Origin of the sequence: Myxococcus sp. AB025B (assembly GCF_006518215.1) — a bacterium.
Taxonomy (GTDB): Bacteria; Myxococcota; Myxococcia; order Myxococcales; family Myxococcaceae; genus Myxococcus; species Myxococcus fulvus.
This window is the reverse complement of record NZ_SRLW01000218.1, coordinates 1-17,335: the sequence shown is the minus strand read 5'-3', so window position 1 is coordinate 17,335 and position 17,335 is coordinate 1. Positions and strand designations below refer to the sequence as shown.

The 17,335-nt window shown below is 70.5% G+C and carries 18 protein-coding genes and 1 pseudogene; 12 read left to right on the top strand and 7 right to left on the bottom strand.

Annotated features, from left to right (window positions below):
* The 3 genes and pseudogenes from FL311_RS29810 to rsmA all read left to right on the top strand — a co-directional run.
* A pseudogene (locus FL311_RS29810) lies at positions 1 to 1,106 on the top strand (tetratricopeptide repeat protein); the annotation flags it as partial.
* A 55-nt stretch (positions 1,107 to 1,161) separates the two neighbouring features.
* On the top strand, positions 1,162 to 2,157 hold the full coding sequence (gene tsaD, locus FL311_RS29805; RefSeq protein WP_141330397.1) for a tRNA (adenosine(37)-N6)-threonylcarbamoyltransferase complex transferase subunit TsaD: 996 nt from the start codon (positions 1,162 to 1,164) through the stop codon (positions 2,155 to 2,157).
* A gap of 15 nt (positions 2,158 to 2,172) precedes the next feature.
* The gene (gene rsmA, locus FL311_RS29800) at positions 2,173 to 3,051 is read left to right on the top strand and encodes a 16S rRNA (adenine(1518)-N(6)/adenine(1519)-N(6))-dimethyltransferase RsmA (RefSeq protein ID WP_141330396.1); all 879 of its coding nucleotides are present in this window, start codon (positions 2,173 to 2,175) and stop codon (positions 3,049 to 3,051) included.
* Positions 3,052 to 3,073: 22 nt separating this feature from the next.
* On the opposite strand, the gene FL311_RS29795 is transcribed toward rsmA, so the two are convergent.
* Positions 3,074 to 3,352: a hypothetical protein gene (locus tag FL311_RS29795; RefSeq protein WP_074957972.1), complete on the bottom strand. Its 279-nt coding sequence runs from the start codon at positions 3,350 to 3,352 to the stop codon at positions 3,074 to 3,076.
* Positions 3,353 to 3,591: 239 nt separating this feature from the next.
* Here FL311_RS29795 and FL311_RS29790 point away from each other — a divergent pair, with 239 nt between their 5' ends.
* The 5 genes from FL311_RS29790 to FL311_RS29770 all read left to right on the top strand — a co-directional run bounded on the left by FL311_RS29790 (position 3,592) and on the right by FL311_RS29770 (position 7,249).
* Entirely contained in the window at positions 3,592 to 4,236 is a 645-nt protein-coding gene (locus FL311_RS29790) for a deoxynucleoside kinase (protein WP_046712230.1), read from the top strand.
* Between the two features lie 166 nt (positions 4,237 to 4,402).
* Positions 4,403 to 5,323: a 3-methyl-2-oxobutanoate hydroxymethyltransferase gene (gene panB / locus FL311_RS29785; protein WP_141330395.1), complete on the top strand. Its 921-nt coding sequence runs from the start codon at positions 4,403 to 4,405 to the stop codon at positions 5,321 to 5,323.
* Positions 5,324 to 5,326: 3 nt separating this feature from the next.
* The gene (gene panC, locus FL311_RS29780; protein WP_141330394.1) at positions 5,327 to 6,181 is read left to right on the top strand and encodes a pantoate--beta-alanine ligase; all 855 of its coding nucleotides are present in this window, start codon (positions 5,327 to 5,329) and stop codon (positions 6,179 to 6,181) included.
* Between the two features lie 16 nt (positions 6,182 to 6,197).
* Positions 6,198 to 6,686 carry an SsrA-binding protein SmpB gene (gene smpB, locus FL311_RS29775; RefSeq protein WP_141330392.1) on the top strand — a complete coding sequence of 163 codons (489 nt, stop codon included), beginning with the start codon at positions 6,198 to 6,200 and terminating at the stop codon, positions 6,684 to 6,686.
* A gap of 35 nt (positions 6,687 to 6,721) precedes the next feature.
* Positions 6,722 to 7,249, top strand: coding sequence for a ClpXP protease specificity-enhancing factor SspB (locus tag FL311_RS29770; RefSeq protein WP_141330390.1), 528 nt, complete (start codon positions 6,722 to 6,724; stop codon positions 7,247 to 7,249).
* Between the two features lie 433 nt (positions 7,250 to 7,682).
* On the opposite strand, the gene FL311_RS29765 is transcribed toward FL311_RS29770, so the two are convergent.
* The 6 genes from FL311_RS29765 to FL311_RS29740 form a co-directional block, all read right to left on the bottom strand.
* Entirely contained in the window at positions 7,683 to 9,668 is a 1,986-nt protein-coding gene (locus FL311_RS29765) for a serine/threonine-protein kinase (protein ID WP_141330388.1), read from the bottom strand.
* A gap of 28 nt (positions 9,669 to 9,696) precedes the next feature.
* Positions 9,697 to 10,035, bottom strand: coding sequence for a DUF971 domain-containing protein (locus tag FL311_RS29760; protein ID WP_141330386.1), 339 nt, complete (start codon positions 10,033 to 10,035; stop codon positions 9,697 to 9,699).
* A gap of 72 nt (positions 10,036 to 10,107) precedes the next feature.
* Positions 10,108 to 11,817 carry an HD domain-containing phosphohydrolase gene (locus FL311_RS29755; RefSeq protein ID WP_141330384.1) on the bottom strand — a complete coding sequence of 570 codons (1,710 nt, stop codon included), beginning with the start codon at positions 11,815 to 11,817 and terminating at the stop codon, positions 10,108 to 10,110.
* A gap of 19 nt (positions 11,818 to 11,836) precedes the next feature.
* Positions 11,837 to 12,730, bottom strand: a complete 894-nt coding sequence (locus FL311_RS29750) for a peptidoglycan-binding protein LysM (RefSeq protein ID WP_141330382.1) — start codon at positions 12,728 to 12,730, stop codon at positions 11,837 to 11,839.
* Positions 12,727 to 13,176, bottom strand: coding sequence for a FecR family protein (locus FL311_RS29745; protein WP_194869416.1), 450 nt, complete (start codon positions 13,174 to 13,176; stop codon positions 12,727 to 12,729). The genes FL311_RS29750 and FL311_RS29745 overlap by 4 nt, the downstream gene beginning before the upstream one ends.
* Positions 13,177 to 13,212: 36 nt before the next feature.
* Positions 13,213 to 14,016 carry a carbon-nitrogen hydrolase family protein gene (locus tag FL311_RS29740; RefSeq protein WP_141330378.1) on the bottom strand — a complete coding sequence of 268 codons (804 nt, stop codon included), beginning with the start codon at positions 14,014 to 14,016 and terminating at the stop codon, positions 13,213 to 13,215.
* 209 nt (positions 14,017 to 14,225) lie between these two features.
* On the opposite strand from FL311_RS29740, the gene rimP reads away from it, so the two are divergent.
* The 4 genes from rimP to FL311_RS44300 all read left to right on the top strand — a co-directional run.
* Complete coding sequence (gene rimP / locus FL311_RS29735; RefSeq protein ID WP_046712241.1) at positions 14,226 to 14,711, top strand: ribosome maturation factor RimP; 486 nt, start codon at positions 14,226 to 14,228, stop codon at positions 14,709 to 14,711.
* A gap of 60 nt (positions 14,712 to 14,771) precedes the next feature.
* Positions 14,772 to 16,472, top strand: coding sequence for a transcription termination factor NusA (gene nusA, locus FL311_RS29730; RefSeq protein ID WP_141330376.1), 1,701 nt, complete (start codon positions 14,772 to 14,774; stop codon positions 16,470 to 16,472).
* 80 nt (positions 16,473 to 16,552) lie between these two features.
* On the top strand, positions 16,553 to 16,771 hold the full coding sequence (locus FL311_RS29725) for a YlxR family RNase P modulator (protein ID WP_141330374.1): 219 nt from the start codon (positions 16,553 to 16,555) through the stop codon (positions 16,769 to 16,771).
* Positions 16,772 to 16,908: 137 nt separating this feature from the next.
* Positions 16,909 to 17,335 (top strand): translation initiation factor IF-2 N-terminal domain-containing protein (locus tag FL311_RS44300; RefSeq protein WP_194869415.1); only part of this gene is annotated, 427 nt, incomplete at its 3' end.

Below are 17,335 nucleotides of genomic sequence, written 5' to 3'. Positions count from 1 at the left end.
ACCCGTTCCCGCCCGTGCCGCCGCCCGCGCCCGCGCCTCCGTCGTCCGAGGTGACGCTGGTGAGCGGCCGCGACGTCCCGGCCGTCGACGTCGACACCCTCCCCGAGGTGGAAGAGGTCCCCGCCGCGCCGCAGCAGCTCGCCCTGCCGCCCTATCCGGGACACGGCGCGCCCGAGCGCCCGGCGGCCCCCTCCATCCCGGAGGAGCCGCTGACGCCAGCCGCTCCGCCGCCCACGCTCATCACCCCCGCGACGCCGCAGCCCATCGTGGCCCCCACGCCCGTGGCGCCTCCGGTGCTCGCGCAGCCGCCGAAGCCCGTGACGCCGACGCCGGCACCGCCCGTGTCCCATGCGGAGGACGTGGCGGCGGTGCGCCCGCGTCGCACGGGCCTCTATGTGGGCGGCGCGCTGCTGCTCATCGGCGCCGTGGTCGCGGTGGTGGCGTTGGGCGGCGGGGACAAGCCTCCCGCCGAGACGCCCCCGAAGGTGGAGACGGTCCAGACGCCCGAGCCCCAGAAGCCCGCCGCGGTCGTCGCGCCGGTGGCCGAGCCCGACTCGGGCACCACCGCCGTGGTCCAGGCCCCGGTGGACGCGGGCGCGCAGGGAGCGCCCGACGCGGGGAGCGCCGTCGTCCAGACGCCGCCCGCCGCCGTGGACGCCGGTACCGCCGTGGTGGAGGCGCCTGCCTCCGGCGCGGACTCGGGCACCTTGGTCGCCCCGGCGGTGGACCCGGAGGTCGAGTACGCGAGCCTCATCAAGCAGGCCAAGAGCGCCACGGTGGGCGGACGGCACAAGACGGCGGCCGCGAACTACCGCAAGGCGATGGGCCTCAAGCCGGACTCCACCGAGGCCAAGGCCGGGCTGGGCATCGCCCTGGTGAACGGCTTCGAGTCCGAGTCCGCCTTCCGCGAGGCCACCAAGCTGCTGGTGGACGTGGTCAAGGACGACGAGCGGAACGCCCGGGCCTGGCTGTCGCTCGGCATGGCGTACCAGTCCATCGGCAAGAATTCCGAGGCGGGACGGGCCTACAACCAGTATTTGAAGCTGGAACCGTCGGGGGCCTCCGCCAACGAGGTCCGCGCCATGCTCAAGTCGCTCGGCAACTGAGCGGGCGGCGGACGTCCTGGTCGCTCCCGCCCTGCTGGAAGTGAAGTGAGTCGCCTTGCTCGTCCTCGGCCTGGAAACCTCCTGTGATGAGACCGCCGCCGCCCTCGTGGAGGACGGCCGGCGCGTGCTGTCGGACGTCGTCTCCACCCAGGTGGACATCCACCGTCGCTGGGGCGGGGTGGTGCCGGAGCTGGCCTCGCGCAACCACATCGTCCAGGTGATGCCGGTGGTGCACGAGGCGCTCACGCGCGCCCAGAAGACGCTCGACGACGTGGACCTCATCGCCGTCACGTCCGGCCCGGGGCTCATCGGCGCGCTGCTGGTGGGGCTGCAGGTGGCCAAGGGGCTGAGCCTCGCCACCGGCAAGCCCTTCGTGGGCGCCAACCACCTCGAGGGCCACCTGCTCGCCATCCGGCTCCTGGAGGACGCGCCGGAGCCGCCGTTCCTCGGGCTCGTCGTCTCCGGTGGGCACACCAGCCTCTACGAGGTGAAGGAGTTCGGGCACTACCGGCTGGTGGGCAGCACGCGCGACGACGCCGCGGGCGAGGCCTACGACAAGACGGCGCGCATCCTCGGGTTGCCGTACCCGGGCGGGCTGCCCATCGACCAGCTCGCGCAGAAGGGGAACCCGGAGGCCATCCGCTTCCCGCGCGCGCTGCCCGGCGACAACTTCGATGTCTCCTTCTCCGGCCTGAAGACGGCGGTGCTGCAGCACACGAAGAAGCACGGTGTTCCGGAGGGGCAGGCGCTCGCGGACCTGTGCGCGTCCTTCCAGGAGGCGGTGGCGGACGTGCTGTCCAAGAAGCTGGTGGCCGCCGCGCGCCGGCTGGGCCACAAGCAGCTGGTGCTGTGCGGGGGCGTGGCCGCCAACTCGCGCCTCAGGGCCCTGTGTCAGCAGCGCGCCGAGGAGCGGGGGCTGCGCATGTTCCTGCCGCCGGTGCGTTTGTGCACGGACAATGGCGCGATGATCGCCGTCGCGGGGTATGAGGCGTGGCGCCGCGGCTTGCGCGGTGATTTCCGCCTGGCGGCCGACCCCGCCTGGCGCATGTAGAAGAGGGACACCCGGGTGGAATCGCCGCGAGACATCCTCAAGCGCCACGGCCTGCGCGCCAAGTACAGCTGGGGCCAGAACTTCCTCGGAGACGAGGACGCTCTTTCCACCATCGCCGACGCGCTGCACCTGCGCGAGGGCGAGCCCGTCGTCGAGCTGGGCCCGGGCCTGGGCCACCTCACGCGCTTCCTCGCCGCCACGGGCGCGAAGGTGACGGCCGTGGAGCGCGACCGGGACATGGTGACGGTGCTGGAGAAGGAGGCGATTCCCGGCGTGCGCGTGGTGGCGGGCAACGCCGCCACCGTGAACTTCGCCGAGGTGGCCGGCGCGCCCGACGTGGCCGTCGCGGGCAATCTTCCGTACCACCTCACCAGCTCCATCCTCTTCCAGGTGCTGGAGCAGCGCGCCCATGTGTCGCGCGCCGTCTTCACGCTCCAGAAGGAGGTGGTGGAGCGCCTGGCCGCGGAGCCCGGCACTCGCGACTACGGCCTGCTCACGGTGCTGCTCGGCCTGCACTTCGACGCGGAGAACGTGCTCACGCTGGAGGCGTGGCGCTTCCATCCGCCGCCGAAGGTGGACTCCGCGGTGCTGTCGCTCACGCGCCGCGCGTCACCGCGCGCGCCCATCATCGACGAGGCCCGCTTCACCCGCGTGGTGAAGGCCGCCTTCGCCCAGCGCCGCAAGACGCTGCTCAACTCGCTCAAGTCGGACAAGACGCTGGCCACGCCCGACGCGCTCCTCGCCGCGCTCCAGACGGCGGGCATCGACCCGCAGCGCCGCGCGGAGACACTCTCGCCGGAGGAGTTCGCCGCCCTGGAGCGCGCGCTCGGACCGGTGGCTCCCGGTCGCTCGCCGCCGCCGGTGGACCTCTCGGACGACGGCGCGGACGAGTAGGGCAGGGGGCCCGGCGCGGGCCCTACCGGCCCCGCAGCCCGAGGAGCTGACCCAGGCCGCCCTGCTGCTCCAGGAACGCCCGGAACTCGTCCTCGGGGATGCGCATGCGCGTCAGCACGTCGCGGAGGATGTCCTCCACGGAGCCGTCCTTGCGGCGCTTGAGCTCCAGCGCCGTCTTCAGCAGCACGACGCCATAGAGCGGATCCGCCTCCATGGGAGGTGGCGTCTCGGCCTTGGGCGTGGCGCTCGGGCGAGCCTCCTCGAGCCGCACCACTGTCTTCGCCCGCTGCCTCCCACTCATGACCGAAGGGCACCCCGCGCACACGCCATGGAATCGCGCGGCAACCTAGGGGGAGCCCACCCACAGCGTCAAGCGAGCCCTGGGATTCCCGCCGCCACCCCGGGCATGGAAAAATCGCCGGACCCCGGTGCCCAGGTTGTGTTATCCGCGCCCCCACGCGTGGCCCCGCGACCTGTTTTCCCAGGTGGAGAATCACCGGGGCCTCATCGCGCGTTTTCCGGGTCGGGAGGCCTCGGCGGATGGACTACCGGTACATCGTGGTCGAGGGGCCCATTGGCGTCGGCAAGACGAGCCTCTCCAACATCCTCTCCGAGCGGCTGAGCGCGCGTCGCGTGCTCGAAGTCGTGGAGGAGAATCCCTTCCTGTCCAGCTTCTACACGGACCGGCAGAAGTTCGGCTTCCAGACGCAGATCTTCTTCCTCCTGTCGCGCTTCCGGCAGCAGCAGGAGCTGTTCCAGCAGGACCTGTTCCGCTCCGTCACGGTCAGCGACTACCTGTTCGCCAAGGACCGCATCTTCGCGCACCTCAACCTGGACGCCCACGAGCTCGCCCTCTACGAGCGCGTCTTCGAGGCGCTCGGGCCCCGCGTCACCAAGCCCGACGTCGTCGTCTACCTCCAGGCCCGCCTCGACGTGCTGCTGCAACGCATCAAGAAGCGCGGCCGCGAGTTCGAGCGCAAGTTCGACTCCGGCTACCTGGAGGGGCTGGTCCACGCGTACAACAACTTCTTCTTCCACTACACGGAGACGCCGCTCCTCGTGGTGGACACCTCGGACATTGATTTCGTGAATAACGAGGCGGACCGGGAAGACCTGTTGGCGGCCATCCGCAAGGCGAAGCCGGGGACGCAGCACTACCTGCCCAAGGCGTCGCGGCGTCCCTGAAATCGGGCTCCCGACGGGTCGCCCGCTTGTTGAGGCCCCACGGCCGGGGCGAGGGCGTTAGAGTGCGGAGGTCGGCTTCGAAGCCTCCGGCGATCCCTGACGGGACGGCGAGGGGCCCGGGGTCGGCACTTTGCCGTATCCACCCTCACCCAACAGGAGGTGAACCGTGAAGGACAAGGTCACCATCCATTCGCTGAAGCGCCTGAAGCAGATCGGCCAGAAGATCTGCATGGTCACCGCGTACGACGCCACGTTCGCCCACATCCTCGACCAGTCGGGCGCGGACGTGCTGCTCATCGGTGACTCGCTGGGCATGGTCATCCAGGGCCATGACTCCACGCTGCCCGTGACGATGGACCAGATGGTCTACCACTCGGCGGCGGTGGCTCGCGGAACGAAGCGCGCCCACGTCGTGGCCGACCTGCCCTTCATGAGCTACCAGGTGTCCATCCAGGAGGCGGTCCGCAACGCGGGCAGGCTCATCTCCGAGGGTGGTGCGGGCAGCGTGAAGCTGGAGGGCGGCGCCGAGTTCGCGGACACGGTGCGCGCCATCGTCCGCGCGAGCATCCCCGTCATGGGCCACCTGGGCCTGACGCCCCAGTCGGTGCACAAGATGGGCGGCTATGTCGTCCAGGGGCGCGACGAGGACCAGGCGCGGCAGCTCGTGGAGGACGCGCTCGCGCTGGAGGCCGCGGGGGCCTACGCGCTGGTGCTGGAGGGCGTGCCGATGGAGCTGGCGCGCACGATTACGCAGAAGCTGAGCATCCCCGTCATCGGCATCGGCGCGGGTCGTCACTGCGACGGGCAGGTGCTGGTCTGCTACGACCTCTTGGGGATGAACCCGGACTTCAAGCCCAAGTTCGTCAAGCGCTACGCGGACCTGCACGGCTCCATCACCGGCGCCGCCCAGGTCTACTTCGACGAGGTCCGCCAGGGCGCGTTCCCGGACGACGACCACTCGTTCAAGGCGACCAAGACGCTGCGCGCCGTGGCGCCCGCCGTCCCCGTGCCCGGCCCGCGCGCCGAGGTGCCGGTGGCGGCCGAGGGTGAGGAGAAGATCGGCCCCGTCTACGGAATCCCGGTCTAGCGCATGGCGCCCGCCGTCCTGCGAACCGTGGAGGAAGTGAAGGCGTGGGCGGCGGGCCTTGCCCGTGAGGGGCGCCGGCTCGCGCTGGTGCCCACCATGGGCTACCTGCACGAAGGGCACCTCTCGCTCATCCGTGAGGGGCGCCGTCGTGCCGACGTGGTGGCCGTTTCCATCTTCGTCAACCCCACCCAGTTCGGGCCCAAGGAGGACCTCTCGCGCTACCCGCGCGACTTCGAGGGGGACCTGACGAAGTGTGGCGAGGCCGGAGCGGACGTCGTCTTCGCGCCCACGCCCGAGGTCATGTACCCCCCGGGCTATCAGACGTACGTCGAGGTGACGGAGGTGAGCCAGGGGCTGTGTGGCGAGCGGCGCCCGGGGCACTTCCGGGGCGTGGCCACCATCGTCACGCAGCTGCTCGCGCTCTTCCGGCCGGCCGTCGCGCTGTTCGGGGAGAAGGACTACCAGCAGCTGCAGGTCATCAAGGCCTTCAACCGGGATTTGCACCTGGGCGTGGACATCGTCGGAATGCCGACGGTCCGCGAGCCCGACGGGCTGGCGATGAGCAGCCGCAATGCCTACTTGTCCCCCGAGGAGCGGCAGCGGGCGCTGTCCCTGTCGCGAGGACTGCGGGCGGCGCTCACCCTTCTTCACGGAGGCACGCGGGATGCCGTGGCCCTGACGGGTGCTGTGCGGCACGAATTGGCCGCGGCGGGCCTGCGCGAGGATTACGTCGCGCTGGTGGATGCCGAGCGCCTGACGCCGCTGGACGTGGTAACGCCGGGGCGGGCTGCTCGCCTGCTCGTGGCGGCCTTCAGCGGCAACACACGCCTCATCGACAACATGGCATTGGGCGGTTAGGAGACCCACGACACGTATGGCATCGGGTGGAAAGTCGAAGGGGCCGGCGGGCGGCGAACAGGTCAGGCTCATCGCCGAGAATCGGCGTGCGCGCTTCGACTACACCGTGGACGAGAAGGTGGAGGCCGGGCTGGAGCTGACGGGAAGCGAGGTGAAGTCGCTGCGTGACGGGGTGGCCAATCTCTCGGACGCGTATGCCCTGCCCAAGGGGAGCGAGCTGTTCCTGCTCAATGCCCACATCGGTTCCTACAAGTCCGCCAGCGTGTTCGACCATCTGCCCACACGCGGCCGGAAGCTGCTGATGCACCGGGCGGAAATCGACCGGTGGACCACGAAGGTGCGGGAGCGTGGGTATTCCATCATCCCGCTGATGCTGTATTTCAAGAAGGGGCGCGCGAAGGTGGAGCTCGGGTTGTGTCGGGGCAAGACACACGAGGACCGGCGCCAGGACATCAAGGAGCGGGAGACGAAGCGGGAGATGGACCGGGCCGTGCGCCGACGCTGACGTGGCGCGCCCGAATTTCTCTTCGCCGTACACCGATGGACGACAAGAAGGATTTGGACAAGAAGGAGCGGCTGCTCGCCTCGCTGGACCAGGGGATGGTGATGATCCACCTGGACGCGCGCAGGCCCGGTGTGCTCGTTCCCGCTTCATTGCGAGGAGAGGCGCACCTGCGCCTCAACCTCTCGTATCGCTTCGACCCGCCGGACCTCACGGTGGGCGAGTGGGGCGTGCGCTGCACGCTGAGCTTCTCGGGGTCGCGGTTCAAGGTGGCGGTGCCGTGGTCGGCGCTGTTCGCCATCGCCAGCCACGTGACGAAGGAGTCGTGGATGTACATGGAGGACATGCCCCCGGAGCTGCTCCAGCAGCCGGCGGCGGCGCGTCCCCAGCCGCAGCCGGTGCCGGTGGCCTCGGAGCGTCCGCGCACCTTCCTGCGTGAGGTGCCCGCGGAGCCGGTGGCCGAGGAGGCCCCGGTCGCCGCTCCGCCGCCTCCGGAGGTGACTCCCGAGGGGCCGAAGGATGACTCTCCGCCGCCGCGTCGGGGGCACCTGCGTCTGGTGAAGTGACGACCGGAGGGGCCGCTTCACACGGCCCGCTTCGGGAACGTTGGCTCGCGCCGCGCCGATGGCCCGAAAGGTATGGACTCCGCCGCGACTCGGATAGCGAAGGGCCACGCGCGCGGCTCGCTGCTGCAGTGTCGCCGCGAGCCGTGCAGGCTCGCCTCCGAGGAGGGGGCCTTGCCACAGGCGGCCATCGTGCGGCTCACTGCTGTGAGTCACCTCGAGCCGCCGACCCCTGTGTTCGAGGAGGAGGGCTTGCCGCGAGCGGCCACCCCGAGTGGTTCACCTCTGCATCGTCGCCACGAGCTGCCGACTCTTGTGTTCGAGGAGGCGCCTTGCCGCGAGTGGCCCCCATGCGGCTCACTGCTGAGAGCCACCGTGAGCCGCCGACCCCTAGGTTCGAGGAGGGGTCTTGCCGCGAGCGGCTACCCCGAGCGGTTCACCGCTGCAGCGTCGCCTCGAGCCGAGCGGGCTCGCCTCCGGGGAAGGTACCCTTCCACGGACGGAAGCCCTTGAGCCGCACCTGCACAGCGACGGGGCCCTCGGGGTAGAGGTTGTCGAGCGCGAGCGGCGTCGTGCCCACCGGCTTGTCGCCAATCAACACGGTCGCGCCCGAAGGCTCGCTCGTGAGCATGAGCACCGGCGGAGGCATGGGGCGGTCGACGCTGGCCATGAGGCGATTCGCGACGGTGTTGCGATGCGGCCACAGCCACACACTGCCGCCCACGGCGACGGCGACGCCCACGAGCAGAACGATGCGACGTCCCCAGCGTCGAGGCGCCGCGGAGGCAGGGACCTCATCCCAGGTGCTCTCGGGACGCTGGGCCCGCTCCTCGAGCTCCAGTGAATCACCTCGGGCCTGCGTCACGCTGGGCGCGGAGGGGCGACGAGGCCCGGCTTCGATGCTGTCCGCGAGTGACGATGTGGTCGCGCCCGCGCTGCTCGAAGCAGGCCCGGCACCACGAGCATTTCTGGGGGCAGCGGCCGTTGCACTGGCACCCCGGAGCGAGCCCGAAGGCGTGTCTCCGGGAGCCACCTGACGTGAGGTGTCCGAGGCGCTGGGTGTCAGAGGCGCACGGCCATCCTCGGCCGGGGCTTCATCGTCCGCGGCGAGAAGGCCCCCCTGAGGCGCGAAGGGAGACTCCACGGAGGTGTCGAAGGCCCCCGGAGTCGGCGGCGCGAGCCGCTCGGCACAGACGGAGCAAGGCGCGCGCGCCGCGGACAAGAGCGAGCCACACCGCACGCAGCGGTGCAGGAGCCGCCCGCTCGAGCTCATCTCGATGCCCGCGAGCCCCGTCGCCTCGTCCTCCTCCGAGTCCATCGCATTCAGAGCCTGCGAAGCGTCATGTCCAGGCGCCCCTGTTCCCGCCGATGCACCCCGAGCGAGCGCCTCCGCGAGGGGGCCCATGCGCGTCGGCGCCGAGTGCGCGGAAGGGTCGTTCGTGGCGGGGCGCAGGCTCGCGCTCGGACGCGACGGTGATGCACCACTCTTCGCCCCCGCCCCTCCAGCCTTCTCCCTCAGCGTGGGAGGGGGTGGCAGGGTCTCGAGGAACGCGGTGAGTCCCTGCGCGCTCGCGGGTTCACCGGTCTGCGCCAGCCACCTCGCGAGCACTTCCCCGAGGGCCTCGGGCGTGGGGAAGCGGGCTTCCGGCGCGCGGGCGAGCATGCGCCGCACGATGTCCGCGAGGGACGCGGGAACCTCGGGAGGCAGCGGCGGCACGTCGCGCGACACGATGGCCAGCGCGACGGAGCCCCCCGACTCCGTGGTGGACGAGAAGGGATGCGCGCCCGTGAGCAGCTCATGGAGCACGAGCCCCAGGGAGAACTGGTCGCTCAACATGGTGGCGGGCTGGCCCTGGAGGACCTCGGGAGCGCTGTAGGCCTCCTTGCCCTTGAAGTGGCCGGGCGCGGTGTGGGACGCGCCGCTCAGCCGGGCGATGCCGAAGTCCGTCACCTTCACCTCGCCCTCGCGGGACACGAGGATGTTGGACGGCGACACGTCCCGGTGGGCCATGAGCAACGGCCGCCCCTCGTGGAGCTTGCGGTAGGCGTGGTGCAGCCCCGCGAGCACGTGGAGCGCGATGTGCGCGGCCAGGTGCGGCGGGAAGCGGCGCCCCAGCTTCGAGGTCTGGCGCAGCAGCACGCCCAAATCCCACCCGTCCACCAGCTCCATCACCAGGAAGAGCCCCGAGGCGCTCTGGGCCACGTCGAACACGGTGGCGATGTTCTGGTGTTGGAGCAGCGTGGCGAGTCGGGCCTCGGCCAGGAACATCCGCGCGATGTCGGGCTCCTGGGCCAGGTGGGGGAGGATGCGCTTGATGGCGACGGTGCGCTCGAAGCCCTCGGCGCCCTTCGCCACGCCGAGGAAGAGCTCCGCCATGCCGCCGGTGGCCAGGGGACTGACGAGCCGATAGCGTTCGTTCACGAGGAGTCGCTCCGGGCTCGTGGGCCCTTCAGGAGATGGGCTGCGTGACTTCTCGCAGGAGCTTCCAGGGGTAGATGCCGGTGGTGTGCCCATCGCTGAAGTTGAACGCCAGCGCGTAGTTGCCCACCGGCTGCAGCTGCTTCACGCGCAGGTCCGCGGGCACCTTCGTCTGGTCCAGCGTGCGTTGGTTCGTCCACTCGTCCACGCAGGCCGCGCACGGGCACTGCTGGCGCAGCAGCTGCGCGGTGGCGGCGCTCCGGGCACCGTCATCCCACGTCAGCTCCAGGCGGGAGCCGTCCGGAGACAGGCGGGTGTCCGTCGCGGTGGCGGCGGGAGTCGAGGGCTTGATGCGGTCCCAGAAGCTCAACGTTGCACCTTTCAGAAGCTCAACAGCGGTGCGCCCTCCCTACCATCCTTCGGCCTTGGGGAGGCGCGGGACTCACGAGGCCAGCTTGACGGGCTGCCGGTGGCCCTCCAGCCGCACGCCCTTCTTGGCCAGCACCCGTCGCAGCGCGGCCACCACCTGCGGGTCCAACTGCGCGCCCGTGAGGGTGTCCAGGATCTCCATCGCCTTCTCCAGCGGCATGGCCTTCTGGTAGGGGCGCGTCGACGTGCAGGCGTCGAAGGTGTCCGCGCACCCGACGATGCGGGCGAGCAGGGGGATGTCCTCGCCCTTGAGCCGGTCCGGGTAGCCGGTGCCGTCCCAGCGCTCGTGGTGGTGGCGCACGCACGCGCGCACCGCGCCCAGGAAGCTCACCGGGCCGATGATGGCGTCGCCGATGGCCGGGTGCTCGCGCATGATGGCCATCTCCTGGTCCGTCAGCTTCGTCTGCTTGCAGAGGATGGACTCGACGATGCCAATCTTGCCGATGTCGTGGAGGATGCCGCCGTACTGGAGCTGGCGCAGCTCACGCTCGGTGAGGTTGAGCTCCCGGCCAATCTCCACCGCCACGTCGCCCACCCGCTGGCTGTGGCCGCGCGTGTACGCGTCCTTCGAGTCGATGGAGTTGGCCAGCGCGACGATGGTCTCCAGGTAGCCCTTCTCCAGGCTCTCGTAGAGGCCGCGGTTCTCCAGGTCGTACGCGAGCAACTGCTTGCTCATGTAGTTGAACGTCTGGGCCAGCTCCCCGACTTCGTTCTTCTGGGTGATCTTCACCTCGACGCCGAACTTGCCGCGCGCCAGCTCCAGCGCGCCCTCGGTGAAGACCTTGAGCGGCCGGGTGAGCGTGCGCGAGAAGAGCGCCGCCAGCACCAGCGCCACCAGGATGGCCGCGCCCAGCCCCACGAGGATGCGCCGCTCCATCGTCTCCACCTGGTGATAGGCGTGCTCCACGGGTTGCTCGGAGATGATGGCCCAGCCCGTCTCCGGGAGCACCGTGTACGCGGCCACCACCGCGTCGCGCCCCTCGCCGAAGTTGCCCACGTGGAACAGCTCCGCGTCGGGCGTGGTGGCCAGCTGTTGCAGCAGGTGGGCCACGGGGCTTCGCTGCGAGACGTCTCCGCCCAGCGCGCCCACGCCGCCTCCGCCCACGACGAGGCGCCCGCGGCGGTCTGTCAGGTACGCGAAGCCGGTGCTGCCCACGCGCTCCTGCTCGAGCATCTGCCGCAGCCCCGACAGCGACAGGTCCGCGGAGATGAAGCCCTTGACGGGCTCCCCCACGGAGAAGGCCACCGTCACGAGGGGCCCGGCTCCATTCGGGACCACCACGACGTCCGAGTAGCGCAGGGTCTCGATGCTGCTCTCGAGCAGCGCCCGGCTCCGCTCCTCGTGCGAGGCGAGCGCGGTGGGGGACACGTCATGCCGCGAGAAGGCCTGCAGCCCGGGCATCCGCTTGCGGTCCGGACCGAAGACGGTGATGGCCAGCACCTCGCGGCGCTGTGAGAGCACCGCTCCCAGGTGCATCTGCTGCGCCTCGGTGGGCAGCGAGAAGAAGTTCGGCACGCGGGCCAGGCCCAGCACCGCGTCGGTGGGCTCGCCCAGGAAGTTCTCGGCCTTGAGCCGCAACTGCTTCACGCGCTCCTGCGCCAGCTCCTGGGCGTCGCGCACCAGCAGCTCGCGCGTATGGGAGACGGAGAGCCAGCCCACCATGAGGGTCGGGACGATGCTGACCACCAGCATCAAGAGGAGCATGGCTTTGAACAGGCGCACGGCGCGACTCCTCCAGCAACTACTCCCACGGCCCCGAACGGACCCTGACGGAGATGTTCTCGACCAGTTCGAACCGCCGCGCCCCGGAGGGCTCCGAGCGGCCCGAGGCGCTCACGGCTCTCACCGTCCACCGATACCGTCCCGCCGGCAGCCGCGGCAGCTTCAGCTCGGCCACGGTGGAGGACAGGGTGAGCACGTTGGCGCCCGGCGCCTCCCGCGACACCTCGACCTCATAACGCTCGACGCCCGGCTGCGCCGCCCAGGAGAGCTTCACGGGCCCCAGGCCCACGCCCTTCGTGTCCGCCGGGTATTCGAGCCGCGCGCCCTCCGCGGGCTTCTCGGGCTGGGGCACGCTCGGCGGAGGGAGGGAAGGCGGACGCCCCTTCTCCACGAGCACCGTCTCGCCGGGGGCGACGGGGAGGGTGACGCCCTCGGCCTCCACGCGCACCGGTGGGCCCCGGGTGACGCTGACGGTGGTGGTGCCCGCGTCGGGCTCCACCTGGACGCTGAAGGTGGAGGGCTGGGGCGCATGCCGCTGCGCCACCAGCGTGCCCGCGGCGTTGGCCGCCTCGGAGGCCTGCGCGTAACGCGCGGTGCGGAAGTGCACCTCCGCCTCCTTCAGACGGGTCTCCGCCTCCGCCGGTCCACCCGCGCTCCGGGCCCGGGCCACCAGCGTGCGCGCCGTCTCCAGCGCCTTGAGCGCCAGCGCCCGCTCCTGACCGGGCAGCTTCAGCCTGGTGCCGGGGGAGACCGCATCCGAGGACAGCGCGTTGAGCGCGCGCAGCTCCGCGGTGGCGCTCGCGTCGCCCAGGGCGCGCTCGGCCACGTCGCGCAGCGACTCCTGCGGCCCCACCACGGTGGTGTCGGGAGGCGCGGCGCACAGCCACGCGAACAGGAGCAGGGTCGTCCTCATTGGAAGACAATCTCCCTTCCCGCCTGGATGGTGGCCCCGGGCGTGGTGACGGATATCGAGTGCTCGGCGGGCTTCGGCAGCTCCGTGTCGATTCGGCCGCGCAGCACCGTGAGGTCCGTGCGCGAGCGCCCCGGCCTGGGCCGCGTCTCCGCGATGCCGATGAGCGAGTCGCCGCCCAGGTGCACCGTGCTGCCGTTGGCCGTGAAGACCAGGTCCGCGCCCGCGCCCGCCTCGGTGCGGACCTTGTCGTTCTCGAACAGGGGCACGCCGTCGCTGGCGGTGCTCCACTCGTCGGCCGTGGCGCGCTTGAGCTGGACGTTGCCCTTCAGTCCCCGCAGGTGAGCGCGCGGCACGGGCGCCGGCGCGAGCGTCGCCGCGGGCATGGCGGGCGCGTCCTCGGCGGTGCAGCCGAGCGGTGAAGCCGGGAGCGCGAGCACGAGCAGCATGGGGAGCCAGGGTCGACCATTCACGAGAATCCCAGGCTAATCCAATCGGCGGTGTCGCAGGCAGGGCAGGTCGCGTCGGATTCGCGCCAGGATCGCCGGGTCGACCGGCGCCACGGCCAGTCCCTCGCCCTCCGAGGCGCGCGCCGTCACCAGCCCCCACGGGTCCACCACCATGGCGTGGCCATACGTGAGCCGCTGCGCCGAGTGTCGGCCTCCCTGGGCGGGCGCCAGCACGTACGCCTGGTTCTCGATGGCCCGGGCCCGCAGCAGCACCTCCCAGTGGTCCTTCCCGGTCATCATCGTGAAGGCCGCCGGGACGGCCAGCAGCGTCGCCCCGTCCTTCGACAGCCGCCGGTAGAGCTCCGGGAACCGCAGGTCGTAGCAGATGGACATCCCCAGCCGACCCACCGGTGTGTCCGCCGCCACCACCTCCGTCCCTGGCGCCACCGCCGCGGACTCCTGGTAGGTCGCACCGTCACCCACCTCCACGTCGAACAGGTGCATCTTGCGGTAGACGCCCAGGCGCTCACCCTCCGGGCCGAACAGGACGCTGGTGTTGTAGAGCCGACCGCCGGGAGCCCCTACCTCCAGGACGCTGCCGGACAGGAGCGTCACGCGCAGCTCCCGGGCCAGCTGGGCCATGCGGGACAGGGTGGGGCCCTCGAGCGTCTCGGCGGCGCCCGGGCGCTCGGCCTCGGGGCCCATCCAGGCGAAGTTCTCTGGCAGGCCCACCAGCCGGGCGCCCAGCTCACCGGCCCGTCGGACGAGCCGGGTGGCGACTTCCAGGTTGTGGGCCTTGTCCGCGGTGGACACCATCTGGGCGGCGGCGATGAGGTGCATGGGCCCGTTATAATGCCCGTCCCGTGCGTGGAACCCCTGGGAATTCCTGGCCCTGTTGGGCAGGTTTCAAGGGGCCGTAGAGGGAGCGTCCTTCCTTTACACCCCTCTGGGGGGTGTGTTACGGACGCGCCCGACATTTTTCGATGTGCACCTCGAAAAGTGGGCCGCCGTGCCCGCTTTTCGCGTTTTTGGAGTCTGGTTTCCCGGTTATGTCGGAGAAGAACCTCAAGCAGACGGTGGAGGAGCGGGCGAGCGCGGTGCTCGACCCCATCGTTGCGGGCGAGGGCCTGGAGCTCGTGGACCTGGAGTTCGTCCGGGAACGCGAAGGGTGGGTGCTGCGGCTCTTCATCGACAAGCCAGGGGGACGGGTGGGACTGGACGAGTGCAGTCAGGTTTCCCGCGCGGTGGACCCCATGCTCGACGTGGAGGACTTCATTCCCCACGAGTACAGCCTGGAGGTCTCCAGCCCTGGTGTGGACCGGCCGCTGAAGAAGCCGGCGCACTTCGAGCGGGTGGTCGGCCAGCGGGTGAAGGTGAAGACCTTCGGACCGCTGGGCGAGCCGCCGCGCAAGAACTTCGCCGGCAAGCTGGCCGGGGTGGCGGGCGACGGCATCTCGGTGGAGGTGGAAGGCGCCGGAACCTTCCACATCCTCTTCAAGGACATCGCGAAGGCGAACCTGGAGTTCGAGTTCTAGACGTCGACATACAGGGCACCCTGCCGCGCGGGGGGCCCGTGGCCCATTCAGGAGAAGACCATGCCCACGCAGCAAGCCAACCCGAGCGTCAACCTCAACCTCGTCCTGGACCAGGTCGCCAAGGACAAGGGCATCGACCGGGCTGTGCTGATTGCCACCCTCGAGGATGCGATGAAGACCGCGGCCAAGAAGCACTTTGGCCAGGACCGCAACCTCGAGGCCAAGTACGACCCCGAGAAGGGCGTGGTGGAGCTGTTCCAGGCCATCACCGTGGTGGAGGAGATCACCGACCCCGTGCAGGCGGTGAACCAGATCACCCTCGGTGAGTCCCACAAGAAGGGCATGGAGGTGGAGCCCGGCGACGAGCTCGTCTTCCAGATCTTCTACCGGGACGAGGACGCCAACGAGGCCAAGGCCCAGGACGACCAGTACGGCGACATCCTGCGCCTGAAGACCTTCCGCCGCGGCTTCGGCCGCATCGCGGCGCAGACGGCCAAGCAGGTCATCCTGCAGCGCACCCGCGATGCCGAGCGCGAGAACGTCTTCAACGAGTACAAGGACCGCAAGAACGAGATCGTCACCGGCATCGCCCGCCGGTTCGAGCGCGGCAACATCATCGTGGACCTGGGCCGCGCCGAGGCCGTCCTGCCGGTGCGCGAGCAGGTCCCGCGTGAGACGTACCGCCCGGGCGACCGCGTCCAGGCCTACGTGCTGGACGTGCTGCGCGAGTCCAAGGGCCCGCAGATCGTCCTGTCCCGCGCGTCGGTGAACCTGCTCACCAAGCTGTTCGAGATGGAGGTGCCCGAGATCGCCGAGGGCATCGTCGTCATCGAGGCCGCCGCGCGCGAGCCGGGTGGCCGCGCGAAGATCGCCGTCTCCAGCCGGGACTCGGACGTGGACCCGGTGGGCGCATGCGTGGGCATGAAGGGCAGCCGCGTGCAGGCGGTGGTGCAGGAGCTGCGCGGGGAGAAGATCGACATCGTCCCGTACGACGAGGACCCGGCGCGCTTCGTGTGCTCGGCCCTGGCCCCCGCGGAGGTCAGCCGCGTCATCATCGACGAGGCCAACCACGCCATGGAGCTCATCGTCCCGGACGACCAGCTCAGCCTGGCCATCGGCCGGCGCGGCCAGAACGTGCGCCTGGCGGCCCAGCTGACGGGCTGGAAGCTGGACATCAACAGCGAGAGCCGCGTGCGGGAGATGCGCGAGTTCGCCAACCGCTCGCTGGGCGCGCTGCCGGGCGTCAACGAGATGCTGGTGGAGACGCTCTACGCGCACGGCTTCCGCCAGGCCCGCGACGTGGCCGAGGCCAACGCCGAGGTGCTGGCGCAGATCCCCGGCGTGGACCCCGCCCGCATCCCCTCCATGCAGGAGGCCGCCCGGAAGCGGATGGTCGAAGACCAGGCGGAGCTGTCCCGCATGGATTATGAAAGGGAGCAGGCCCGCATCGCCGAGGCGCGCCGCCACCCCGACGAGCTGAACCAGTCCGAGCGGATGGCGCGCGTGCGCGGCGTTGGCGAGAAGACCATCGAGCAGCTGCAGTCGTCCGGCTACCGCACGGTGGAGGACATCGCCAACGAGAAGGACCTCGCGAAGCTGGGCGACGTCCCGGGTGTGGGCATCAAGAAGGCCCGCCAGCTCAAGAGCGCGGCGGAGAACTACCTTGTGGAGGAGGCCAAGCTGCGCGCGGAGCTGAACGCCGAGCGCGGTATTTCGGCGGCGACCCTGGACGGTGGCGCGGAAGCCACCAAGTCGCCGTAAGCTAGAAGAGGAGAGGGGACGTGGGGCGCCCGACTGGCCGCTCGGAGCCAGCAGCAAGCGCGGAGTCAGGCCCGGTCCGGATGTGCGTCGGATGCGGGTCCAAGCGACCGCAAGCAGAGCTCACCCGGTTCGTGGTAGGCCCCGGGGGCGCCATCGTGGTGGACAGGGAGCGGCGGCTGCCCGGACGGGGCGCCTACCTGTGCGGTGTCGGTTGCATGACGGCAGCGCTGAAGCGGAAGGCATTTGCAAGGGCCTTTCGCGGGAAGGCGGGGTTGTTAGACCCGTCGCAGCTCGGGTAGGCAGAGCAGCCTGCGCCATGAGGGCGGAGGGGTGTTGGGGGGGAGTGGGTGTTAAGGACCACTCGCACACATTTTCGGGTTTGAGCTAGGGTGCTGCGCCCCGGAGTCGCCGGGTGTGGCAGGCCAACAAGGGCAATATGTCGAAGAAGCGCGTCCACGAAATCGCCAAGGAGCTCAAGGGCCACGGCATTGAGCTCGACAACAAGGAGGTCGTAAACGAGCTGTCCGCGCTCGGGTACGACGTCAAGAGCCATTCGTCCTCCCTCGATGACGACCAGGCGACCGCCGCCGTCCAGAAGATCCTGGACAAGCGCAAGCCGAAGCAGGCCGCGCCCCCCGTGACGGCGAAGGGGTTCGTGGTGCGCCGCAAGGTGGGCCCCCCCGCCGGCGCGTCGGGAGACGCGGGCATGGAGTCCCAGTCGGCTGACGCCGGGTACGAAGGTGTGCCCGAGTCCCTGCCGCCCGAGGCTCCGCCCCAGGCCCCAAGCCACACCATCGAAGCGGCCCCGCCGACCGTCGAGGAGCCCCCTCGCCACGTCGAGCCGCCCGCGCCCGCCGTCGAGT